The sequence below is a fragment of the Pseudomonas sp. E315 genome, from assembly GCF_055406205.1.
Map to the genome: position 1 here is coordinate 108941 of NZ_JBUZPJ010000008.1, position 24590 is coordinate 133530.

A 24590-nucleotide genomic window follows, 5' to 3' on the forward strand; every position below is an offset into this window, starting at 1 on the left:
GTAATCCCATCACAGTCGGCGCCAGCGCCTATCTACGGGCTAATAGCGCGCATCCACCGGTTTACCGCCATTGGGCCAGTCCTTGACCTTGTCCGGGAAGTCAGGCCGTGGCTTGTGGGAGAAATACTCAGCCACGTCCACTGCGTCCTGATCCGATAAGCCGCCTTGCCCCAATGGGAACTGTTCGTGGAAACCTATCGGCATGTTGCGTTTGACGAATGCAGCCGCCGTGTAGGTACGCGCCATGCCTGCCCCGATATTGAACGATTGGTCACCCCACAGCGGCGGGAACACGAAGCTACCGTCGGCATGTTTTAAGCCCTCGCCGTTTTCGCCGTGGCACACCGCGCATTGCTGGGCATACACCACCTCGCCGTTTTGCAGGTTGGGCTTGATGCCGGGATCAACCTTGCCCACTCCCCGCCCCTCCACCTTGTCACCGGGCTGCGTGTTCATCTTCATCCACTCAAAATACGCCACCATCGCCTGCATGTCGGGTGAAGTGACGGGCAATGGTTGGCCATCCATCGAGCGTCGAAAACAACCGTTGATGCGCTCTTGCAGGGTGACGTCCTTGCCTGCACGGGGCGCATAGCTTGGGAAGAACGCCGACACTCCGACAAAAGGCGAGCCATCAGCCACGGTGCCAGCATTCAAATGGCAACTGGTGCAGTTGAGCGCATTGCCAACGTTGTTTGGCAGCAGCGCTTTGGTTTGCAGGTGCAGGCGCATGCCCCGCACCACTTGGTCGGCATTCGAGGCGGCCAACAGATTGGCCAGCCGCGGCGTGACAAACGCCGTAGAGTCCGTCGTTTGCGGGTTGAGTTGTTTGCGCATTTTGGCCACTTGCGCCGGTGTGACCCTAGGCGCTTCATTGCCCCAACTGGTGCGCACAAAACTCAGTATCTCGGCGATTTCATCATCGGCCAGCCGGGCAAAACCGGGCATCGTGTAGACCCGCGGATGGGCCGCGGTTTCAGGGGTTTTCCAGCCGGTCAGGGTAATGTGCAGCAGCGAGGCGGGGTTGGCCGCGGTGATGCTCGGGTTGCCATTGAGCGGCGGGAACATGCCTTTTACGCCCCCGCCATCAGGGCGATGGCAATCGGCACAAAACTGCGTGTAGCCCAAGCCTCCACGAGTGCTGAACAAGGTGTCCGGCGCCACAACAGGGGCGCTGGCCACGGCAGGCATCGGCAAGTCGTCCTTGCCCGGCGGCAGTGATTTCAGGTAAGTGGCAATGGCCGTCAAATCGGCGTCGGTAAAGTGCTGAGTGCTGTGGTGAATCACGTCAGCCATATTGCCCGACACTGTGGCAAACCGATTTTGTCCGGTCTTGAGCAACTGTACCGTGTCTTCCACAGTCCACAAATTTCGCAGGCTGAGGGCACGCCACTCTTCGACGGTTTCGCCAGCCAGATAGTGTTTGCCACTGCGGCCCGCATCACTCATGGCCTTTTCTTGAAAGGCAATGCCGCGCGGGGTATGACACGAGCCGCAATGCCCCAGCCCTTGCACCAGATACGCACCCCGGTTCAGTTGCTCGGTTTTGTCCGGGTCGCTGGTAAAGGGTTGGTTATCGACAAAGGCCCAGTTCCATAGCGCAAGCCCCCAACGCTGGTTAAACGGGAAACCCATGTCGGCTTCAAGATTAGTCAGTTTGACGGCTGGAACTGCTTGCAACAGGTAGGCGTACAACGCGCGCATGTCGTCTTCGCTCATCTTCGCGTAAGACGGGTATGGCATGGCTGGGTACAGGTTCTGCCCTGCCGGGGTGACGCCCTCACGCATCACGCGGTCGAATTGCTCAAAGCTGTACTGACCAATGCCGGTGTCGGCGTCTGGTGTGATGTTGCTCGAATAGATCGTGCCCATCGGCGTTTTCAATTCAAGACCGCCCGCCATCAGCGCCCCACCCTTGGCGGTGTGGCAGGCAATGCAGTCGCCCAACTGGGCAACGTATTTACCGCGTTCAAGCAGCGTTTGGGTTGAGATTGGTTCGGGGGCCGTTGCCGGGGGCGGCTCACTGGCATGGGCTTGATACGTACAAAACAGTGTCAAGCCCACAGAGGCCAAACGACTCAAGTTAAAAACCATTGCATTATTCCTTTAAGGCGCCGGCCTGGGGTTGTCCCCTCAGCGCGGGCCGTGCTCGTTTTTGTTATGTACTCCTCACCACATGCTTGTAACTGTTTTTAACCAGACAGCATTTGACCCGAGTCATGCCCCAGCCAAACACCTATGGTCCCGGAGCGCTCTAAGCTAGTTCCAAAACGGTATTTTCCCCTTCTATTTAAAGCACTTAGATTCACCCCACCGGACAACCGAACCTTTGTTTCATGCCCCTTTAGAACAACTAAAACAAGGTTACGCCCATGACCGTTCGCACACTGTTGACTGCTCTTTCATTCGCCGCTTTTAGCGTTGGCGCTCAGGCTGCTGATGTGACCATCGGTTACATCACAGGCATCGACCCCACCAAGTTGGCTATGGCCCAAGGCAGCTACGACAAGGCGATTAGCCAGAAGATTGATTGGCGCCGTTTTGATGCAGGCCCGGCGGTGGTCGCAGCACTGGCGTCTGGTGATGTCCAAATCGGCAATTTGGGCTCAAGCCCTCTGGCCGCTGCAACTTCACGGCAGGTGCCGCTGGTGACATTTATCGTCACCGCGCAAATCAAGGGGTCTGAAGCACTCGTGGTGCGCAATGGCAGCGGCATCAATGGCCCGCAAGACCTGATCGGCAAAACCATTGCCACACCTTTTGTGTCGACCTCGCACTACAGCCTGTTGGGTGCGCTCAAACACTGGAACCTGCAACCCAACCAAGTGAAAGTGGTGAACCTCAGCCCGGCGCAAATCACTGCGGCCTGGAAGCGTGGCGATATCGACGCAGCCTTTACCTGGTCGCCTGCGCTGGGCGAAATCCGTAAGACCGGCAAAGTGCTGACCGATGCAGGCCAAGTCAGCGAATGGGGCGCGCCCACTTTTGAGGTGTGGGTAGCACGCAAAGACTTCGCCGAGAAACACCCCGAAGTGGTAGCGCAATTCGCCAAGGTCAGCCTCGATGCCATCGCCGACTACAACGCGCATCAAGCCGCGTGGACTGCAGAATCAGAACCCGTGCAAAAAATTGCCAAATTGACCGGCGCCAATGTCAGCGATATCCCGGAGTTGTTGCAGGGCGCGCACTTTCCATCCGCACAGGAGCAAAAGTCGGCGCAACTGCTCGGCGGTGGCACCGCCAAGGACATTGCCCAAACAGCGCTGTTTCTCAAGGAGCAAGGCAAAATTGAAAGCGTACTGCCTGACTATTCAGGGTTTGTCAGCGACCACTACCTGCCGGAGTAAAAACGCGCTAATTCGGCAGGCTTGAAGGTCAATTGCGCAGCCTTACTCAGCAACGCTCAGGCTGCGGTTGACTGATGCCGTTTTAGCCCTCGAAAAAAACACACTGCGAGAGGAACCGGCTTACACAATTTACAAAGCCGTGAAAGAAATAACCCCGCGACATTGATAGCAATTGCGCAGCATCCACAATGATGGGATATTCGCGAATGTGAAATATTCTCATTAGAATCCTATGCAAACATCCCCTGCTCTACTGCTCGTCGAAGACGACTTCAGGTTGCGCCATGACCTGGAGCAACATCTGCTGCAACGTGGTTTTAACGTGACAACCTGCATTGACGGTACTCAAGGCTTGAGTGCCGTGCAGGCCAAACGCTTTGATCTGGTGCTGCTGGACATCATGCTGCCCGGCATGGATGGCCTGAGCCTGCTTGAAGCACTGCGCAGCCAGCAAAATGTGCCCGTGATGCTGATGTCTGCGCTGGGCAACGAGCAAGACCGAATCACCGGGTTTACCCGTGGCGCAGACGATTACTTGCCTAAACCGTTCAGTCTGGCTGAGCTTGATGCGCGTACCGATGCCCTGCTGCGGCGCATGTCGATGCTCAAGCAAGCGCCTGTTCAGCACCCGGCCGGGCCATTGGATTTTGATGAGGCGGCTCAAGATGTCATCCATAACGGCCACGCTGGCGGGCTGACCCACTCCGAATACCGTTTGCTGGTCACGCTGCGCGAACACAGCGGCGAACCCTTGAGCAAAGCGTTTTTGTATCAGCACGTGCTGCACCGGATTTACACCCGGCTGGACCGTGGGCTGGATGTACATGTGTGCAACCTGCGACGCAAATTAGCGGCCATTGGCGTGCAGCACCTGCAAATCCAGGCCATACGCAGTCAAGGCTACATTTTGGTTGAGTCAAAGCCCCTCTAATGCGCCGTCATCCGTTGCTGTGGAAACTTGCGCTGTTGCAAGTCAGTTTTTGCTTGCTCCTGACCTGGATCATCTGGATTTGGGGGCTTTCGAGTGAGCGAGGCACTTATTTCTTAACCCCATCTGATCGCGATTATTTGAGTGACTACGCACAACAGGCCGAACGCATTTGGCGCGATCAACACAACCAAGCGCTGGAACGTTTTACCGAACGCTTGTCCGCCAAGGAGCAAACGTGGGTGGCCGTGCTGGGCCCACATCTTGAAAGCTTGAGCAACACGCCGATTACGGCGGCTAACTATCAACAGTTGACCTTTATGCGCAAGCTCGACTGGCCCATGAGCCGCCGTCTGCAAGATGAACTGCCTTACGTGAGCATTCCGTTCCCGCAGCATCCCGAGCAGGGGCAATTGGTCATTCAGTTACCCGAGCGCATGCTGCCCAGCGGCCTGACGCCCTGGACTCACGTGCTCAGCCACGGCGTGATACCCACCCTGTTTGCCGCCCTGCTCGGCCTGTTGCTGTACCGACATTTGGTGCTACCCCTTAGCCACTTGCGCGACCGGGCAGATGCCTTGCGCGCTGACGATCTGGACAGTGAGGCGCCGCTGCCACTGATGGCGCGGCGTGACGAACTGGGCGAATTGGCTCACGCGTTTGAGCACATGGCCAGCCGTTTGCGCACCAGTCTGAACCAGCAGCGGCTACTGCTGCGCACCCTGTCCCATGAGCTGCGCACGCCGTTGGCACGTCTGCGTATCGCCCATGACAGCCACTTGCCATCCCCCCAATTACGCCAACGGCTGGATCGTGAAATCGACGATATGCAGCGGCTACTGGAAGACACCCTGAATCTGGCCTGGATGGACACTGAACGCCCACAACTGGCGAGTGAACCGGTGCTGGTGTTGTCGGTATGGGAGGCACTGTGCGAAGACGCTTGCTTCGAGAGCGGCTGGTCACCCGAGCGACTGCCTTGCCTGCTGGGCACCGAGTGTTGCGTCAATGTGCACCTAGACAGCTTGGCCCAAGCACTGGAAAACCTGCTGCGTAACGCCATTCGCTATTCGCCCCCCACAGGCAAAGTCACCCTGCACGGTTGGCGTGAAGGTGATGCTTGGCACCTGTGTTTGCAGGACGAAGGCCAAGGTGTCGCGCCCCAAGACCTGAACACCTTGTTTGTGCCTTATCAACGGCTGCACGGCGCTATCGGCGAAGGTTTTGGCTTGGGGCTGGCGATTGCGCAGCGCGCCATAGAGCTGCAGCAAGGCCGTTTATGGGCCACCAATGCCTCACCTGGCCTGTGCATGCACTTGCTGTTGCCAGCAGCCGATCCGCAGAAGTGTTTAGAAAGTTAATGCGCTTTACTCTCAATTAGCAGTCATTATCATTCGTGATCTTCCTGTACCTGGCTGTTCTGGAGATCACCCATGTCGTTACGTGCGTTGCGCCCTTTCGCCCCCTTTGTGCTGTCTGGCTGCTGGTTGCTGACCAGTGCCGTGCAGGCCGCTAATCAAGACACTGCGCCCCCCGCGCTGGAGCTTGAAAACACTAACGTGGTGGCCACTGCTCAGGAAGAAACCAAGCAGGCACCGGGCGTGTCGGTGATTACCGCCGAGGACATCAAGAAGCGGCCACCGGCCAACGATCTGTCGCAAATTATCCGCACCATGCCGGGCGTCAACCTGACCGGCAACTCCACCAGCGGCCAGCGCGGCAACAATCGTCAGATCGACATTCGCGGCATGGGCCCAGAGAACACGCTGATTCTGGTGGACGGCAAGCCGGTCAACAGCCGCAATTCGGTGCGTTATGGTTGGCGCGGCGAGCGTGACAGCCGTGGGGATACCAACTGGGTGCCGGCCGATCAGGTTGAGCGTATCGAAGTGCTGCGTGGCCCGGCAGCCGCTCGTTATGGCAATGGTGCCGCCGGTGGCGTGGTCAACATCATCACCAAGCAAGCAGGCGCGCAAACCCACGGCAACGCGACTGTGTACACCTCGTTCCCTGAACACAAAGACGAAGGCGCCACCAAACGGGTCAGTTTTGGGCTTAACGGCCCCCTGACCGAAAACCTCAGCTATCGGGTTTACGGCAATATCGCCAAAACCGACCCCGACGACTGGGACATCAATGCCGGGCATGAATCCGAGCGCGCAGGCAATCAACTGGGCACCCTGCCGGCTGGCCGTGAAGGCGTGCGCAATAAAGACGTCAATGGTTTGCTCAGTTGGCGTATGACCCCGGATCAAACCTTGGAGTTCGAGGCCGGGTACAGCCGACAGGGCAATATCTATACCGGCGATACGCAAAACACCAACAGCAACGCCAATGTAAAAAAACTGCTGGGGCACGAAACCAATCGCACCTATCGCGAAACTTACGCCCTGACGCACCGTGCCGACTGGGATTTTGGTAACAGCATGGCCTTTGTGCAGTACGAAAAAACCCGTAATACCCGAATCAACGAAGGCTTGGCCGGGGGCACTGAGGGCATTTTCAGCAATTCAGACTTTTACACCGCCGTGCTACGCGATCTCACGGCCCACGGCGAAGTCAATTTGCCTCTGCATGCAGGCGTCGACCAAACCCTGACGCTGGGCACCGAGTGGACCCAACAAAAACTGGATGACCCCAGTGCCAACACCCAAAGCACCAGCGAAGGCGGCTCGGTAGCCGGACTGACAGGCAGCGGGCGCAGCACCACCTCTTCGGCACAGATTTTCTCGGTGTTCGCCGAAGACAACATTGAGTTGTTCCCCGGCACCATGCTCACGCCGGGCTTGCGTCTGGATCATCACAATGTAGTCGGCGATAACTGGAGCCCTTCGCTGAACCTGTCACATGCCCTCACCGACACGCTGACCTTAAAAGCTGGCATCGCGCGTGCGTACAAAGCGCCGAACCTGTACCAGCTCAACCCCAACTATTTGCTTTATAGCCGTGGTCAGGGTTGCTACGGCCAAAGCACCAGTTGCTACCTGCAAGGCAACGCCAATCTCAAGGCAGAAACCAGCGTCAACAAAGAACTGGGGATTGAGTACAAAGCCGATGGCATCGTTGCGGGCCTGACTTACTTCCGCAACGACTACAAAAACAAGATTGAGTCGGGGCTGTCCCCAATCGGTAGCGCTGTGGGAGGCACTGGCGCTTACGCCAATGCGGCCATCTATCAATGGGAAAACGTGCCCAAGGCACTGGTTGAAGGGCTCGAAGGAACACTGACTTTGCCCTTGGCCGAACAGCTGACTTGGACCAACAACTTCACCTACATGCTGCAATCGAAAAACAAGCAAACCGGTGACTACCTGTCAGTAACACCGCGCTACACCCTGAATTCAATGCTGGACTGGCAAGCCACCCAAGACCTGTCGCTGCAAATGCGCGTGGCCTGGTACGGCAAACAAACGCCTAAAAAGTTCGACTATCATGGCGACCGCGTGACGGGCACGGCCAATAACCAGCTGTCGCCGTACGCCATCACTGGAGTCAGCGGCACCTACGCCTTGACTCGCAATCTGAGCCTGACGGCAGGCATTGATAACCTGTTCGACAAACGCTTGTTCCGTGAAGGCAACGCCCAAGGTGTGGCCAACATCGCTGGAGCAGGCGCTGCGACCTACAACGAACCGGGTCGCACGCTCTACACCAGCTTGACTGCGTCGTTCTAAGCCTGACGAGATTGCCCGATGAGACACCTCACTCTTCCTCTGGCTTTGCTGCTTGCTCTGGTGTGGCCAGGGCAGGCAACTCAGGCCCGACCTGCGCCTGAGCAGGTCATGGACACGAGCCTGTTGCAACGCAAAGACCTGAGTTACAGCTTTAGCCGGTTGTTGATCGACTCGGTAGACGGCCAGCGCCACTACCAACTGTGGATCGGCCGTCCACGGGGGCCTGCACCCAAAGGCGGCTATCCGGTGTTTTGGATGCTGGATGGCAACGCCGCCATCGGCGCGCTGGACGCTGACATGCTTCACCGTTTGGCTAACGGCAAGGCCCCCTTGTTGGTCGCCATCGGCTACCAAACGCCATTGCGAATTGAGCGAACCGCTCGCACCTATGACTACACACCTGCGCGCCCCGGTGTTGAGGTGCAAAAAGACCCGCTGACCGAACAACCCAGCGGTGGTGCCGATGTATTTCTCGACTTGCTGCGTGAGCGCTTGCGCCCAGCCATTGCCGCCAAAGCACCGATCAACCTTAAGCAGCAAGCCTTGTGGGGGCATTCCTATGGAGGTTTGTTCGTGCTGCACGCGCTACTAACCCGTCCCGGCGAGTTTGCACACTACGCAGCGGCAAGCCCCTCGTTGTGGTGGTCAAAAGGTGTTTCATCGCAGCAGATTGCGCAGTTCAAACACCGCATGGTCGGGCATGGCGCAGATCTGCTATTGATGCGTGGCACCCAAGAGCCCGGCAACCCAAGAGGTTCGAGCATCGGCCCGCCAGACCGACTGATGCAGCAACTGATCCTAGCCCTCAAAGGCACGCCGCAACTGACCGTCAGCTATCACACCTTCGAAGGCATGAGCCACGGCGAAACACTGCCCGCCTCACTGCGATATGCACTGCACAGGCTTTACGCTCCGTAAATAGAGTTGCCATGACCAAGGTCATCCCTCTTTGCTCTGCACGCCGTTAACATCCGCCCTCCTGAAACCCCACGGAGGGCTGGATTTCAGTCTCATCCACAACGGACTGTTGATTGGAGTACACCCGTGAAGAACTGGCACTGCCTCGTCGGCATCTTGCTGATGACAGCATTGACACTGCTGATTGAAATACCGGCAGATACCTGGCTGACATCTGCCACCCTCAGCCTGATCCTTGGCACCACAGCGCTGGCATACATGGCGGTTTCATGCCTGCTGGCAAGCCGTTGGCGTGTGGTCGAGCATATGTTCGGCGGCCTGGACCGCGTCTATGACGCGCATAAATGGCTCGGCATCTGGGCGCTGGTGTTCGCCTCATACCACTTTGTGTTCAAAGCCAATCTGGACGTCTGGAACAGCGTGCCCATTCTGGAGCTTCCTAAATACTGGACGCGACTGGTGCGCCAGTTGAGTTATGTGGCGCTGGGCATGATCGTGTTGCTTGCACTGAACCGCAACATTCCTTACAGCGTGTGGCGCTGGTGGCACAAACTGTCCGGGCCGCTATTTTTGATCGTCATCCTGCACTGGCTAAGCTTCAAATCCCCGATCACGCTGGCCAGCCCTTCAGGCATTTGGCTTTGCGTGCTCTGTGGGTTGGGCGTGGCGGCTGCGTTGTACAAATTGCTGCTGTACCCCTTTGTCGCACGCGCAGGGCAATACCGCGTCATCGACGTGAGCAGCGACAAAGGCGCCGTGCACTTAACATTCGCCCCCGTGGGCAAAGGGTTCGCCTTCAAAGCGGGCCAATTTGCGTTTCTGGCGTTCAAAGAAAAAGGCCTGCGCGAGCCACACCCCTTCACCATCGCCTGCGCCAACCGCGAAAACGGCCACCTTGAATTTGTTATCCGAGCCTTGGGCGACTACACAAAAGCCCTGCGTGAACAGGTCAAAGTCGGCATGATCGCCGACCTTTATGCTCCCTATGGCCGTTTTAAGCGCCCTGCCCACGCACAAAAAGAAATCTGGATCGGTGCCGGTGTCGGCATTTCGCCCTTCATTGCCTGGCTACAAGACCCGAAAGCTAAAGGCTTCGACAAAGCGACCTTAATCTACTGCTTCAACCCCTCACGCGCCTTCCCGCCCGCCCCACAGTTACAACACATGGCACAAGAGCGTGGCATGCAGTTTGTGGCTAACAGCTCTGGCACCGGGCAACTGGCCGACACCCTGCGCCAAGCCGTCGCACTAACCCCGCCAGAGCAGCTGCATATCAGCTTCTGCGGGCCAAAAGGCTTGCTCGAACGCGTGCGTGAGTTGATGCACGAGTGCGGTATCCCGCCCACAAACCTGCATGTGGAGTTGTTTGAGTTTCGGTGAAAAACCGCTTCAGAGCTGACAAGAAGAACATGAACGGCCGTGGACTTAATCCACCCACCCCCCACCGTTTATGGGAAAGTCGCCCTTTTGAAAAATCCATAAGGCGACGTTTGAGTGTTTGAGTTCACCAGCTACCTGGGGTTGTTCGCTGCCGCATTCGGGGCGGCCTCTTTGTTGCCCATGCAGTCAGAGGCTGTACTGATCGGCATGTTGCTGTCCGATCAGTACAGCGCAACAACCCTTTTGACGATCGCCACATTGGGTAACGTGCTCGGGTCAGTGCTCAACTGGGTGCTGGGCCGATCCGTTGAGCGGTTGCGTCACAAACGCTGGTTTCCAGTGAGTGACGCCAAGCTCAGCAAGGCCCAAAGGTTTTATCTACGTTATGGGCGCTGGTCTTTGCTGCTCAGTTGGGTGCCGATTATCGGCGACCCGTTGACCATGATTGCCGGTGTGATGCGTGAGCCGTTATGGCGCTTTTTACTGATCGTCACGCTGGCAAAAGGCGCCCGGTATCTGGCGCTGACTGCTCTCACCCTAGGCTGGGCATGATCAAGCGGGCGTACCCGAACGACTGATTCGGTACATGCAAACGCTGTAGAACACTAACGCCAGTGCGGCCAATGAGCCGCCAGCGACACCGATGTAGGCAAAGCCAAGTTGGCCACCCACCCAACTGCCCAACAACGCCCCGCCACCAATGCCAATGTTGTAAATGCCTGAAAACATCGCCATCGCCACGTCAGTGGCATCGGATGCCAGCGTCAGCACTTTGGACTGCAACGCCAACCCAAAGGCCATGATCGCCATGCCCCAAACCACGCTCAAGACGCTCAATGTTTCCAGGCTGTGACTGGCGGGTAACAGCAAGGCCAAGCACACAGTCAGCAACGCTACGGCGGTCAGTAAAAACCGCAACGGGTTGTAGCGGTGCAGCAAGCTGAAGCACAACGAACCCAAAATGCCAGCGCCACCAAACAGCAGCAAAATCAAGGTCACACGCTCACCACTCATGCCCGCCACACCCTGCACAAACGGCTCAATGTAGCTGTAGGCCGTAAAGTGCGCAGTGATCACCACGGCCGTCAACACGTACAAAGCAACGAGCGCCGGGCGCTTGAACAGCAGCGGCAAGCTTTTCAACGAGCCTGAGTTTTGGCTCGGTAACAGCGGTAGCGTGCGCGCCAGCCAAAACACCAGCAGTGCAGCCAGCACCGCAATCATCCCAAAGGTGCTGCGCCAGCCCATAGCCTCGCCCAGCAACCGGCCTAAGGGAATCCCCAGCACCATCGCCATCGAAGTGCCTGTAGCCAGCAAACCCAGGGCTTGTACCTGCTTGCCTGGCGGAGCCAAACGCACAGCCAACGACGCAGTAATGGACCAGAACAGCGCATGTGACAGCGCTACCCCTATGCGACTAAACAGCAACAGGCCAAAGCTTGTCGCCACACTGGACACAATGTGGCTGAGGATAAACATCCCAAACAACACAATCAGCAACTTGCGGCGCTCGACGTTACGCGTCAGCAGCATGATCGGCAGTGACGCCAGCGAGACCACCCACGCATAGATCGTGAGCATCAAGCCGACCTTGGCCGTGGACAGGTCAAAACTGTTACCGATGGCGCTCAAAAGCCCAACGGGTACAAATTCGGTGGTGTTAAACACAAAAGCGGCCAGCGCCAGTGCAATGACGGGCTGCCAATTAGCCTTGGGGGTAACGGTGCAATTGCTCATCTAAGGGGCGTACTACTCTAGTGGTGATCACAGGGCGCTGCATTCTAACGGCTTATTGCGCAGTGTTTTATGAAGATAGTCGGTATCCACCTTGCAATCGGGCACCGATACACACCAATCCCCGCACCCCACTCATGAAGCGCCCTTATCAAACGTAAGCGTAACCGGGGTGAACTCACTGAGTGCTTGGGTGATAAACGCCTCATGTGCTTCTTTTGCCAGCCCTTGACGGGCCATGTCTCGGTGGATGTCGAGCAGGCAACGAATCAAGGCTTCCTGTGTGGCCAGCCCATGTTCCTGCGGGGTTTTGGCGTAGCCCTTACACCACAGAACAGCGGCGCTCAGGGCTTGCAGGTGCATGACTTGTTCATCGCTCAGGCTCAGTGCGCAAGCTGGGGTTTGGAGGTCGGCACAATGTGTGTCAAACCCGGACATCGCACTGTGCCGCTGATCATGGTCAATCCAATACCACTGAATAACGGGCGCGTGAAAGTGCCGCAGTTGGTGCGGGTCCAACAACTCGCAAAAATGTCGAAACAGTCGCGTGTCGTAGTAACGCAACACGCCGCTGCTGGTGCCTTTGTTCCAAGTGGCCTGGGTCGCGCCACGCAAGTGCGCAGCCAAGTCATCAAAATCCCAACGGCTGAGCAATGCCAATACTCGAAACTGGTGATGAACAGCTTGCAGCAACCCATGCAGCCACGCGCACTGTGGCTCACTCGCCAACAGGATGCGAACCAGCAACGGCCCCTGTGTGGCCATTTCATGCTCGGGGGTGGTTGCCAGTAACCAAACATGATCTGGCGCTGGGGTCAGCCCACTCAACGCTGTTAACCCCGAGTGTTCCAGCCCGCAGCCGTTGATCAGCACATCCACGTGATCCAGTTGGGCGTTACGGGCTTCTTGTTGCAGGCTGTTTAACCAGTCCTTTGCGGTGGGTAGCATGACCATTCCTTGTACGACGCTTGTTTAAAGAGGAATTAACGGGGCACCAAGGCCTCGGCTTTGGCTTGAGCTCGCTGCAAACAGTCTTTGCATACAGGTTTGACCGGGAGCGTCTGTTGTTCGCCCTCTTCAGCCGCTGATACTTGGGCTTGATCTACCAACGATGGCACCGCCAATACGCCAAGCAACCCGGGCAACAAAGGGGCGGCAGCGGTACCAGAGGCAGGTGCCCCGCCGATCAGGATGTCGGTGGAGCTGAAAATCCCACCGCCGCCAATCACGATGTGATGACCCCCTGCTTTCAGGGTAATGCTGGCGCCCGCATCCAGAATCAGATTGGCCCCCGCTTTGATGTGTACCTCCTGCCCGGCTTCGGCAACCAAGACTTGGCCGACACGGGTGTGACTGCTGCTGGCAACGTGCAAGTAGTCATTGGCTTTGAGCTGAACTTTGCGATCGGACGTCACAGTGCGCTGGTCTTCGGCCTCCAGCACCGCAATGTTGTTGCCTTTGATGGTTGCGTGCCGCTCGTGGCCGACTTCCAAACGGCTGTCGTGCTCGATTTTTTGTTCCATATCGCGCTGGGCACGCAGGTAGATCAGCTCCTGCCCAACGCGGTCTTCAAGGTGTAATTCATTAAACCCGGTGCTGCTTGGCGAACTACGGCTGCGAAACACGCTGCGGGTTTTGTGGGCTGGCAATTCATAGGGCACCGGGTTCTTGCTGTTGACCAGGCAACCGCTGACCACCGGTTGATCGGGGTCACCTTCCAAAAAGGTCACCAGCACTTCCATGCCCACCCGCGGAATGGTGACACTGCCGTGACCGCTGCCGGCCCAACTGGAGCACACTCGCAGCCAGTAGCTGGCCTTGTCATCGGTTTTGCCTTCGCGGTCCCAATGAAACTTGACCTTGATCCGGCCATAGGCGTCGCAGTGAATCTCTTCGCCTTTGGGCCCTGTGACCAACGCCGTCTGGCTGCCCAGCACCCGTGGTTTTGAATAGACCGTTTGTGAGCGGTAAAACACATCCCACGGGGTGGCGGAAAAACTGTTGCGATAGCCCTGCTCCCACCCCTCAGGGTTGTGGTCACTGTCGCTGGTAATGCTTTCTTCCAGCACCTGCGGCTGAAACCCCTGATGCTCGACTTTTGTCAGCAACCATAGGGCATTCCACTCTGTGCGAGGGTGATCTGATAACGGCAGAAAGTGACCACTCACCAACGTTGGCTGATCGCTTTTGCCTTCGGCCAGACGGTACTCGGCGCGGTGACGTTCCAGTGCTCGTTGACTGAGTTTTTTGCCACGTTCCAACTGAACGAAACGGCCCGGATAGTCGTAGTCTTCGAGGTCTGGCTGACGCTTGTCAGCATCAGGCTTGTAAGCGGACTCGACCAGAAAGCTGGATTTTTCAAAGTCATAATCGCGGCGAGTGACGCGACTGGTGCGTGATTCAAAACGCACATTGAAGTGCTTGACCACCGGCTCGTCCGCCACCATGCCGCTGCCCTGCACGTAAGCGGTGGGCTTGGTCAACTGCGGGAACACGGTTTGGTCATCACCAAACACCAGCACATGGCCTTGTGGCGTGTGCTGAAAATGGTAATGAATCCCTTCTTCATGGCTTAAGCGCTGAATGAAGTGCAAGTCCGACTCGTCGTACTGCACGCAGTACTCGCGAGGCGGGTACGTTGCGTTGAGTAAAAATTGGTAGGCGTTGCTCTGAATGCCGTGATCTTCCAGAACAGTTGCAATGATTTGCGCGACCGTACGCTGCTGAAAAATCCGTTGGTTGGTGCGATGTACCAAGTACGCCAGTTGCGGGACCAGGGTCAGGCTGTAGCGCGTCAAGCGCTTGCCAGAGTCACCTTGGGCAATGCGGTAAATCTGCCCGTGAATGCCGTTTCCATTGGTATCAAAGGCCAAAAAGGCCTGTTGATGCAGCAGGCCTTCAAGGTCAAGGTCTGGGCGCTCGCTGACAAGTTCAACTTTGATCGCATAGGTTTCGCTAATAGCTTCGGTGCCTTTAAATCTGAGCACCTGTAAATCATGGTTAAAGCCGTCGATGGTCAGGCTGAAATGGGTTTCGTTAGCGAGGCTGAACATCCGTTGTTCCTCAATGTTTAATGTGGATTGCGACAAACAGGGCTTTTTGGCAAGCGTGCTGCGACGTGATCAGGGCGCTGAGCCCACGGATAACTGGCGACCTAAACGATTGAATCAATATCCAGCTCATAAGGCGCACCGATCACGTACTCGCCGATCAACGCCGCAATCGCTTGATCATCGCTGTCGATAACCGGGCCTCTGGGGGAGGCTCTATAAGCAATTTCATCACTTGCGCTCTGTGGCTGGGCTTGCCAGGGGGCGGCCACACCCTTGAGCACCGCGATCAGATTGTCCGTTGTGGCGTTTTTCTCGGTCAGTGCAGGCGGAGCAGGTAAGGCTTGCACGGCTTTAACCACACTGCCCGGGTCTTTGGTGTAGGCCCTAATGGACTCCAGCCCTTCAAGCATCGGCAATACGCGCCCGGTGACGTTGTCAAACGCACTGATGATGGGCAAGCCCACTTTGCCGCGAAACACCGGTGTACCCAAACTAGGAATAATCAGCCCCACCAAAAACCGTGGGTCGTGACGTTTTACACTCAGCCCCACACTGGCCACGGCCAGCCCCACACCGACCACCTGCCCGGCAGCCACCACCAAGGACAGTTCGTTGTTGGACTCATTGTCAAAAAAGATGCCGCGATAGCGAAAGTAGTCGCTGAACAATTCGCGCTCGTTTAAGGCCGAGTTCATAAACCAGGCCCGCGAGTCATGCACATGCTCGTCAAACAGGCCGACGATCAACCAGGCTCTGTCGTCCACCGGTTTGCCTTGGTGACCAAACAGCTGCGCCTCGCAAGCCTCCCCGGCAGCCCGCAAATCGGCGTAGTGCTGGGCTTCATCCTGGCTGTTGGTCATGTACACCAACCCGCCCACCAAGGTATTGGCCAACGTGCCTAAACCGAGCATTTCCGAGGCGCTCAGCCTCCACTCCGGCACGTAATCGCGCCGAAAGTCTTCCATCGCATTGATCAATTGCTGGCAGTCCAGGTTCGGTTCGAAATCCTTACTGGTGTTGAATTCAGGGATGCCGGGCGACGTTCCGGTGCGGGTTTCATAGCCTTTTTTGATCTTCTTCCAGGCGTCCCGCTGTTTTTCATCGGCCTCAGACAGCACCGGCGGCGACTCACCCTTAAGGCGAGCCACATCTTCAGCCAGCTGCAGGTTGTGCAGCTTTTTGAAGGCAGTGCGCTCTTCATTGTTCATGTCGGGCGTTTCAGGCTTGCCCGCCTCGTTTTTCCTCACCTTCATGACATTACGATACGAGCCGGTGAACCGGGCTCGGCCCTTGGCGTAACGGTTGATCCGCCAACCGGTGATCAACCCCGCTTCACGGGCCATGACCTCCTCCAACGGGCCGTTGTCCATGTTGTCCAGCCAGGTGTTGAAGCGGTTTATGAGGGTGGGGCCAACTTCGTATTCCTTAAGCGTTGCACCATCCATAACTAACCATGGCCAACGGTTTGACAAATCTATTTCTAACGCCGCTTGTGGAGCCTGTAATGGCGCACCTACTTTATAGGCCTCGTCAAACATGTGGTGCAGCGCAATTTGCGACAGCACCTCCTTTCCACCTTCTGTCGACCGTCCCTGATCGCCGGGTGGATAACCGCCGCCCACATCGGAGTGCATGCCGGGGTACATAAACTCATCGGTGCCGTTGCGATAGGTCGAAACGCACTGCGGGTCGTCGGGGTTGGCTTTGCGCCGTATCGAGTCCACCGGGAAGCAACTGCGCTGCTCATGGGCTGCCACCATATGTACGCAGCGCTCCAAAAACTGCTCTGAATCAGGCAAGCGCATGCTGCCATCGGCCCAGCCCATATGCCCGGCCGCAAAAGGCACTAAATAAGGGATGCCCACCGAGGCCACGGTGTCGAACAACCCCATAAACACAATCTTGATCGGCAGCCCGGCAAACAGGTAGCAGGTGCTGCCCTCCACCTCGATCTTGGTCAGGGCTTCGAGCCAAGTGGCAAACGCCCGCGCCTCAGCAGCGCCTCGCGAAAAACCGTACACAAACAGACGCAACGCCTTGATTGGGGCGATGCTTTTAGCGCTATGGCAGGCCTCGATTTGGCTTTTCAGCTCAGCCAGCGGTTGTTGCAGTGCCTCTTCACGGCGGGCGTAGCTGCTTTTGAACAAGGAGGCGCCGAGGACGTCCTCAGTAACGCAGGTGCCCATTTTTTGAACCAGCGTATAAGCCTCGTCCGTATCAAGGTAGGTGTCACCGCAAGCCCTTTTTAGGGCATCGATTAAACGCGTCAGCCCCCAGTTAACTCTGTTTTCACCGCCAATAGACATCATCAACCCCAGCGAACTGGGCTCAAACTCGCCTATTTCCTTGAACTCAGTGCCAACACCCGGCATGTAATAACGATAGAAACCTTCAACTTCTTCTGCCTCCTTACCCGAACCCCCTAAGCTGGCATGAAAAAGGCGGGCCACATTCGTAGTTGTCGAAGGCTTGGCGATAGTGTCGCTAGGCTCATGGTTGTTAGTGCCATCAAAACACAGGGTAATGGACAGAATTTTCATGCACGGCGGGCCGACGTAAGGTCGTCCCGCAGCACGAGCTTCGTCCATAGCCTGCTGCTCAAACTCGTTGTAGGCCCTTTGTTGTACGCGGTAGTTGCTTAGCACATCACTCGGGGTCGCAGGTAACAGTCCTCCCATCTTGAAATCTGGGGTTGGGCTCATAAACTGCGGCTTTGGCTTCCCAGCCTTTGGGCTCATGGCTTCGGACATGTCTTGGGCTCCTCCATTTTTTGAGGGAAGTGATAGGGGTAGTTGGGTGCTCTGGGCAGCATAAGCCCAGCCGTGACAGCAACTTGGTTGCAGGGCAAAAAGTGCACATTCACTACACCCAGCCGTTCATACCGAGCAACTGGGGCAACAACGCGATGGCGGGTGTAATGGGTTTCGTGTTCTTCCATACGCTTACTCCAGCCATCAGAAAACAACGGTTCAGACCAACCTCCGTAAGCATGCGGATCAGGATCTTTTTCCCACTCCACGACCACGGTCAAATCAGGACGCCACTTAACTGGTAGCGCAACACAGCACATTTGCCCTCCGTTATAGCCATAGGGGCTGAGATTCGGGCCGCCATTGCCGTTGACCGAAAACCGATTAATTGCTGCTGAGGTATGGCTATAACCCTCAATCGGCGCCCCTAGCATTTTGGGCTTCGGCTCAGTACAACCTTGCAGCGCTAGGCCGCTAACACAGACTAAAAACAGCAAACGCATCATGGCTTGGGACATGTCTTGGGCTCCTCCATTTTTTGAGGGAAGTGATAGGGGTAGTTGGGTGCTCTGGGCAGCATAAGCCCAGCCGTGACAGCAACTTGGTTGCAGGGCAAAAAGTGAACATCAACTACACCCAGCCGTTCATATCGAGCAACTGGGACAACAACGCGATGGCGGGTGTAGTGGGTTTCGTGTTCTCTAGCAGCTTTGGACCATGCATCGGAGTATCTCGGTTTTGGCCAGTTTTCAGAGTCATGCGGGTTTGGATCCTTTTCCCACTCCACGACCACGGTCAAATCAGGGCGCCACTTAACCGGTAGCGCAACACAGCACATTTGCCCTCCGTTATAGCCATAGGGGCTGAGATTCGGGCCGCCATTGCCGTTGACCGAAAAGCGATTAATCGCCGCCGAGGTATGGCTATACCCCTCAATCGGCGCCCCCAGCATCTTGGGCCTCGGCTCAGCACAGCCTTGCAGCGCTAGGCCGCTAACACAGACTAAGAACAGCAAACGCCTCATGGCTTCGGACATGTCTTGGGCTCCTCCATTTTCCTAGGGAAGTTGAATGGGTATCCCGGCTGGCCGGGTAGCTCGGCAACAGCCGACACTGCAACTTGATTGCAGGGTAAAAAGTGAACATCGACTACACCCAGCCGTTCATATCGAGCAACTGGGGCAACAACGCGATGGCGGGTGTATTTAGCCGCATGCACTTTGTAGGCGGCTCTATAACCGTCAGTGCCTAGCGGCGGCCAATTTACGTAAGCATGTGGATCAGGATCCTTTTCCCACTCCACGACCACGGTCAAATCAGGGCGCCACTTAACCGGTAGCGCAATACAGCACATTTGCCCTCCGTTATAGCCATAGGGGCTGAGATTCGGGCCGCCATTGCCGTTGACCGAAAAGCGATTAATCGCCGCCGAGGTATGGCTATACCCCTCAATCGGCGCCCCCAGCATCTTGGGCTTCGGCTCAGCACAACCTTGCAGCGCAATAGCGCCAGCACACACCAAAAACAGCAGTCGAGTCATAAGCTCCCCTTGCGCAACCAGCCTTTGCGCCACAACGAGGTGGCGGCCATGACGTCCCGTAACTGCGCGGCAGTGGTGGTTCGTGTGTTGGCGTCAAAACTCAACGCTGCACGCAAGGCAGGCCAGCAATGTCGCGGCAGCTGTTTAGGGGCTTTGAGTTGATGGTCGAGCCCAAGCAGGCGCGCTTCGGTGGATGCCAAACGCTTGAACGGGTGTTTGCCGCCCGCCAATTCATAGAGCACACACGCCAGCGCATAGATGTCCGCACGCGCGGATAGCGGCTGGCCCTCAAGCAGTTCCGGCGCGGCATAGCCGGGCGTCCAGGCATCGAAGCGACTGCGGCTCAGGTGTGGCAGGCCAGGCAAGATGCCCTCCTCGGCCTGCCCCAGGCCAAAATCAAACACGCGCACGCCCTCTTCACTGAGCATTACGTTGCTGGGTTTGAGATCCCCATGCAGCACGCCGCTGGCATGGCTGTGCGCTATTGCCTCAAGCAGCGGCAATGCGATGTCGCGCAGTTCTTGCCACGGCAAGCCCAAGGGGCGCTCGCACAGCAACTTGTCCAGCGTTAACCCACGCATCAGCTCCATGGTGATAAAAGCCCGCTGGCAAACGGTGTCCACTTCAAAGCTGTGCAAGCGCACCACGTTGTGGTGGCGCAGCCGCCGGGTCAGGGCGAACTCGCTGTAAAGCAAAGCGCTTGCGTCGGGTGAATCGGCAAACTCTTCACTGAGCATTTTTACTGCGATGTAAGGGTGAGGGTCGCCAAATTGTTCGTGCAGCAGATCGCGCGCACGGTAAACCGTCCCCATGCCACCCGCGCCGAGCAAACGCTCGATACAGTAGCGGCCGGCCAACACCTCGGGCATTTCGCCTACGTTGGCGCGTGTTGGTGGCGCGACTGGCGTGGCTTCTTGGGGCTTGGCGAAGGCAAAGTACGTGAGGTTGCCAGGCTGCTCATCGCTGAGCAGCTCGTCATCAAGCGGTGATAACTGATCAGTCATTGGCGGATCACCACGGCCGTCAAATTGTCACGCGCCGAACCCCGTAACGCGCTGTCGAACAGGCGCTCCAAGGCAATGTGCGGCGCAGTCAGGCTCAGGGCATTGCCCAATGCGTCGCTGCTCAAGCCTTGGTACAAACCGTCGCTGCACAGCAAAAAAGCATCGCCGGGGTACACCTCAAGTTCAATCACGTCCAACGTCAACTGCTCGCTGGCCCCCACCGCACGGGTCAACGCGTGGGCAGACGGGTGCGCCCGTGCTTGCTCAACGCTCATGTTCTGCTCGTCCATCAACTCCTGTTGCAGTGAATGGTCTTTGGACAACTGGTACAGGCGTTGGCCGCGCCACAAATAGCACCGGCTGTCACCCGCCCAGATACAGGCTGCACGATTGCCTTGCACCAATAACGCCACCACGGTACTGCCCATGATGGCGTCTTGGCGGCCAGCAATAACGGTCAACTCTTGGCCAAACCTGCGGTTGAGCCAGTGCAAGCACTGGCGGACCCCCGTCAGTCGTTGGTCAAAGTCGTCGGTAACCGGCAACTCCGCCAAACTGGCAACAATCAACTGGCTCGCAATGTCCCCGGCGTGGTGCCCGCCCATGCCGTCCGCGACCACCCATAACCCTTGTTGCGCACAGTCCAGAAAAGCATCTTCATTGCGCGCCCGCACCTTGCCAGGGTCGGTACGCGCGGCGCTGCGCCAAGGCTTGGCAGCCCCCATCAAAGTTGTACCGGCATACGGAAAGTCCTTAGCACTCCCATGTCAAACGGGTTCGGTGTGCGCTGGCTCATCAGCAGGTAGTTGGCCCGCAAGCCGCCCAAGTCGGCTTTTAACACCAGTACATCGCGCCCAGTCAGAGACTCGGTCTGCATCAGGTCAAACAAACGGAACAACGACCACGGGCCGGTATTTTTTTCGATCCCCACCGGGCGCCCCGCCATTTTGTCCAACACCAGACTGGTACGTCCGTCATCAGCTTCGCCAGGCCATGTGAACGAGACCGGCACAATCGGGCCGTGGCGGTATTCGATGCTTTTACCGGCGAAGGTGAACTCAGAGCGACTGACCGCAGCATCCAAGGTGTACGGCTCCAGCTTGAACTGCACTCGCGGCTCGGCCGGGTTTTCGGCGAAGAAGCTCTGGCGGATCACTTGCGCAGACGCCATTTGGTCGAGATAAACCTTGGAGACCGGCAAACTGTGCCCGTCAATGCTGCGCATACGGTAGTTACCCGCATCGCCATTGACGAAGGCTCGCATGTAGGTGTCAAAGAACCGGTCTGCTATGCCCTGAGCCTTGAAAAACTCACGGAAGTCGCTGATCGCCACGTCGCTGGTGCTGTGCGCGTTGAACGGGTAGCGCTTGCTGATCGCCTTACCGTAAAAACTGTACAGCTCACTTTTGTAACGCTGATTCAGGTACTGGTAAGCGTCATCAAGCACCAGACGCCAGGTATCGTCTGCTAGCACGTTAAACCACACGCTCACTGGGCGCGGCAAACGGCCAGAGGCATTGCGCAAGTTGCTCAGCGCATCACGCTGGCCGCTCATGCGGGTTTTGGCCATTTCATACGCGGCCTGCTCTGGCGCACTGGCACGGGCCAAACTCGACAATTGCAATTGCAGGTCGTTGAGTGATTGCAGGGCCGGGGTCAGGTCTGCGGCCGGGCCGTTGTTGTCATCCAACAAACGGTGCAGCGCCTCAAAGCGACGTTGCAAGGATTTACGAGCCGTGTCAGGCAGATTTTTAGCCACCGCATCGGACGCCTTGCCTGCCACTGCCGCCGCGACTTTACCCAGCTTGCCGCCTTTGTCGCCAACCTTTGTCGCTGCATCGGCGGCTTGGTCGACGTTATCTACCAGGGCCGAGAAGCGTGTATTTTCGCGCACTTCCACCAGCAATTGCAGAATCGGTGAATTGGCAGAGGTCAGCCCGGCCAGCTGTTCTGCGCCTTCCGCGGCATCGTTGAACGGCGGCAACGACACTCGGCCGACGGCTTCACTCCAATAATTGGCGTAATCGCGGAAGTAGAGTTGCTCCAGTTCAACCATTAAGCGCCGCAAATCCATGCCACTGATGCCCGCGCCTTCGCCCAGCACCCAGTTGTCTTGTAAAAGATCGGTAACCAGCGCGGTGCCCTGAACCGAAAAGTACTGCTGATAACCCTGCTGAGTGTAAAACCCCGGAATCACATAATCGGTGCCCACAAACAGCGCAGCTTGCGGCCCCAAATGTTGGCTAAACCGGTATTCAGGCAAGCTGCGCGCCTGCTCGCGAAGCACGCGGTACACCACGTTCGCCAGCGACTCGCTGCGCAAAACTTGCCGTGCTTGGGCCACCAATTGCTCATTCAACGGGTAGACAAACGGCAGTTTGAGCAAGCGATCAAAGTGCGTGTTTAAGCCGTTTTGCACCTCTGTGTTGCCGGCGTAACGCATTGACCAGTCAGTGGCTACCCACTCTTTAAGCCAGGCGTTGTCGCGACGGTCTTTGAGGTTCAGCATCAAGTACGCACGCAGGCTATTGAGCAGGCGTTCGCGGTCGCGCATGTTGGTGCGTATCTGGCCTTCCAGCAGTGCCGCCACCCGCGGCAACAACTGGGCTTGTAACTCTTGCTCATAGGCCGCTTGGGTCACCGGGTTGACGTCTTCACCTTGATACAAACCACCACGATCAAGGTAGGACACATCGCTTTTGCTCGGGAACACCTCCGTCGCCGCGTGTAAGGTGTCGAGCGGTTTTAGCACGGCCATTGAGTCATCGCGCGAAGTCAGCGCTGACAGTTGCTGTGTCAAGGTTTGCGCCAACGCACGCAGGTTTTCCAGACGCCCGGAGTTGGCCGAAAAGCTGCCTGCCCACAACAAGCCAAACAGGGCCAAGGCTATCAGCGCCCCCACGTACAGAACGCGTTGCCCCCAATGAATGCGTCGGTGCTCACGTTTGTCCAGACCGGCCAACTCGGCCTCCGGGAAAATTACCCGGCTCAACACATGGTGAATAAATCGCGAGCGGCCACTGCGCAGGGTAGGCAATACGCCCGAACTCATGCCCAAATTCGAGCCAATCGCAGCAGTGCTCTCGTCCATTTCCTGCGTCAAGTGCGGTGCACTGGTCAGATAAAAGCCCCGCAACTGACTCAGACGCTGGTAGCGATTGCCAGTGAACGCCATATCGACAAACAGACACAAACGCTCACCGATCAGCCCTAATTGATGAGGAAAATCGAGAATCCGGCCACGGCGTTCACTGTCACGCTCCTGGTGCATGCGCATGATCACTTGGCTGTTCAGGCGACGCAGCAACTCTTCAAACTCGGCACGCAGCACGCTGGCATCAGCGCCGCTCTGCTCTTTACGAAAGCTTGCGCCCAGTACTTGCTCGCTTTCTTCACGGCTCAGTTGATCAAAAAACTCATCAAACCCCAGCACGCTGTCTGCCTTGGTCAGCACCAGGTACACCGGCACATCAACGTGTAGTTTTTGATGGACTTCCTGCAAGCGCGAGCGCACCTGACGGGCGAGTATTTCCAGCTTTTTCTCGTCGCCTTCGATCAAGGCATCAACGGGCAACGTCACCAATACCCCGTTCAACGGCCTGTTGCGGCGACGCTTGCGCAGCAGGTCAAGCAAGGTATGCCACGCGCTACTGTCAACGTCAGCCTCGGTTTGAGTCAGATAGCGCCCTGTGGTGTCGATCAACACACCGTGGTCAGCGAAGTACCAATCGCAATGACGTGTGCCGTGGGTGTCGCGGGTTAGCTTTCGGTCAATTTTATTGATCGGAAATTCAAGGCCCGAAAAATCCAGCAAGCTGGTCTTGCCGCTGCCCTGCGGGCCAATCAGCAAATACCACGGTAAATCGGCGCGCCAGCGCTCGCTGTGCCCGCGATACAGGCTCGACCGCTTGAGCGTATGAAGCGCATCTTTAAAACGTGTTTTGAGCTCTTTGTGTTCATCGTTAATCAGCTCGTCACGACGAATACGGTCCTGACCATCATCTGTTTGCTCAACTTCTTTTTTACGTACCCCAGCACGCCAACTGACAAAGACCATGCTCAGGCCCCAGATCAGGAACAGCACGCTAATGGTCAACAAACGCGACGTTGCGCTGGCCCAAAATTTGTAGTCATCAATGGCCAGCAGCGGCCCTGCAAACCACACCAGCAGCGCAATAGACAGCACCAACAGCAAGGTCCAAACCCAGGTCTGACGCAAGAAAGCGCCGAGTTTTTTGAAAAAGTTTTTCATCACACGTCCCT

General features: G+C 57.1%; 18 protein-coding genes. 7 read left to right on the forward strand and 11 right to left on the reverse strand.

What is annotated here, in order from left to right; translation table 11 throughout:
- Positions 1–39 precede the first annotated feature (39 nt).
- A complete protein-coding gene (locus ACZRJQ_RS13350) occupies positions 40–2094 on the reverse strand; it encodes a c-type cytochrome (protein WP_463978814.1) in 2055 nt (684 codons plus the stop codon).
- Between the two features lie 278 nt (positions 2095–2372).
- Between ACZRJQ_RS13350 and tauA the strand changes: the two genes are divergently transcribed.
- From tauA to ACZRJQ_RS13385, 7 genes are all read left to right on the forward strand, one after another.
- The gene (gene tauA, locus ACZRJQ_RS13355) at positions 2373–3347 is read left to right on the forward strand and encodes a taurine ABC transporter substrate-binding protein (protein ID WP_463978815.1); all 975 of its coding nucleotides are present in this window, start codon (positions 2373–2375) and stop codon (positions 3345–3347) included.
- 232 nt (positions 3348–3579) lie between these two features.
- Entirely contained in the window at positions 3580–4278 is a 699-nt protein-coding gene (locus ACZRJQ_RS13360) for a response regulator transcription factor (RefSeq protein ID WP_463978816.1), read from the forward strand.
- Positions 4278–5636 (forward strand): HAMP domain-containing sensor histidine kinase, encoded by a 1359-nt coding sequence (locus ACZRJQ_RS13365; protein ID WP_463978817.1) that lies wholly within the window; start codon positions 4278–4280, stop codon positions 5634–5636. The genes ACZRJQ_RS13360 and ACZRJQ_RS13365 overlap by 1 nt, the downstream gene beginning before the upstream one ends.
- Positions 5637–5708: 72 nt before the next feature.
- Positions 5709–7949, forward strand: a complete 2241-nt coding sequence (locus ACZRJQ_RS13370) for a TonB-dependent siderophore receptor (RefSeq protein ID WP_463978818.1) — start codon at positions 5709–5711, stop codon at positions 7947–7949.
- A gap of 18 nt (positions 7950–7967) precedes the next feature.
- Entirely contained in the window at positions 7968–8867 is a 900-nt protein-coding gene (locus ACZRJQ_RS13375; RefSeq protein WP_463978819.1) for an alpha/beta hydrolase, read from the forward strand.
- A 126-nt stretch (positions 8868–8993) separates the two neighbouring features.
- A complete protein-coding gene (locus tag ACZRJQ_RS13380; RefSeq protein ID WP_463978820.1) occupies positions 8994–10247 on the forward strand; it encodes a ferredoxin reductase family protein in 1254 nt (417 codons plus the stop codon).
- A 114-nt stretch (positions 10248–10361) separates the two neighbouring features.
- Positions 10362–10799 (forward strand): YqaA family protein, encoded by a 438-nt coding sequence (locus tag ACZRJQ_RS13385; RefSeq protein WP_463978821.1) that lies wholly within the window; start codon positions 10362–10364, stop codon positions 10797–10799.
- On the opposite strand, the gene ACZRJQ_RS13390 is transcribed toward ACZRJQ_RS13385, so the two are convergent.
- From ACZRJQ_RS13390 to tssM, 10 genes are all read right to left on the reverse strand, one after another.
- The gene (locus tag ACZRJQ_RS13390) at positions 10800–11984 is read right to left on the reverse strand and encodes a sugar transporter (RefSeq protein ID WP_463978822.1); all 1185 of its coding nucleotides are present in this window, start codon (positions 11982–11984) and stop codon (positions 10800–10802) included. It lies immediately after the preceding gene.
- 132 nt (positions 11985–12116) lie between these two features.
- A complete protein-coding gene (locus ACZRJQ_RS13395; RefSeq protein ID WP_463978823.1) occupies positions 12117–12929 on the reverse strand; it encodes a DUF4123 domain-containing protein in 813 nt (270 codons plus the stop codon).
- A 35-nt stretch (positions 12930–12964) separates the two neighbouring features.
- Entirely contained in the window at positions 12965–15034 is a 2070-nt protein-coding gene (locus ACZRJQ_RS13400) for a type VI secretion system Vgr family protein (protein WP_463978824.1), read from the reverse strand.
- Between the two features lie 101 nt (positions 15035–15135).
- The gene (locus ACZRJQ_RS13405) at positions 15136–17784 is read right to left on the reverse strand and encodes a T6SS phospholipase effector Tle1-like catalytic domain-containing protein (protein WP_463978825.1); all 2649 of its coding nucleotides are present in this window, start codon (positions 17782–17784) and stop codon (positions 15136–15138) included.
- The gene (locus ACZRJQ_RS13410; protein WP_463978826.1) at positions 17769–18302 is read right to left on the reverse strand and encodes a DUF3304 domain-containing protein; all 534 of its coding nucleotides are present in this window, start codon (positions 18300–18302) and stop codon (positions 17769–17771) included. The genes ACZRJQ_RS13405 and ACZRJQ_RS13410 overlap by 16 nt, the downstream gene beginning before the upstream one ends.
- Positions 18287–18820, reverse strand: coding sequence for a DUF3304 domain-containing protein (locus tag ACZRJQ_RS13415; protein ID WP_463978827.1), 534 nt, complete (start codon positions 18818–18820; stop codon positions 18287–18289). Before ACZRJQ_RS13415 ends, ACZRJQ_RS13410 begins: the two co-directional genes overlap by 16 nt.
- Positions 18805–19323, reverse strand: a complete 519-nt coding sequence (locus ACZRJQ_RS13420) for a DUF3304 domain-containing protein (protein WP_463978828.1) — start codon at positions 19321–19323, stop codon at positions 18805–18807. Before ACZRJQ_RS13420 ends, ACZRJQ_RS13415 begins: the two co-directional genes overlap by 16 nt.
- Positions 19320–20327 (reverse strand): serine/threonine-protein kinase, encoded by a 1008-nt coding sequence (locus ACZRJQ_RS13425; protein ID WP_463978829.1) that lies wholly within the window; start codon positions 20325–20327, stop codon positions 19320–19322. Before ACZRJQ_RS13425 ends, ACZRJQ_RS13420 begins: the two co-directional genes overlap by 4 nt.
- On the reverse strand, positions 20324–21052 hold the full coding sequence (locus tag ACZRJQ_RS13430) for a PP2C family protein-serine/threonine phosphatase (protein ID WP_463978830.1): 729 nt from the start codon (positions 21050–21052) through the stop codon (positions 20324–20326). The genes ACZRJQ_RS13425 and ACZRJQ_RS13430 overlap by 4 nt, the downstream gene beginning before the upstream one ends.
- Positions 21052–24579, reverse strand: a complete 3528-nt coding sequence (tssM, locus tag ACZRJQ_RS13435; protein ID WP_463978831.1) for a type VI secretion system membrane subunit TssM — start codon at positions 24577–24579, stop codon at positions 21052–21054. The genes ACZRJQ_RS13430 and tssM overlap by 1 nt, the downstream gene beginning before the upstream one ends.
- Positions 24580–24590 lie beyond the last annotated feature (11 nt).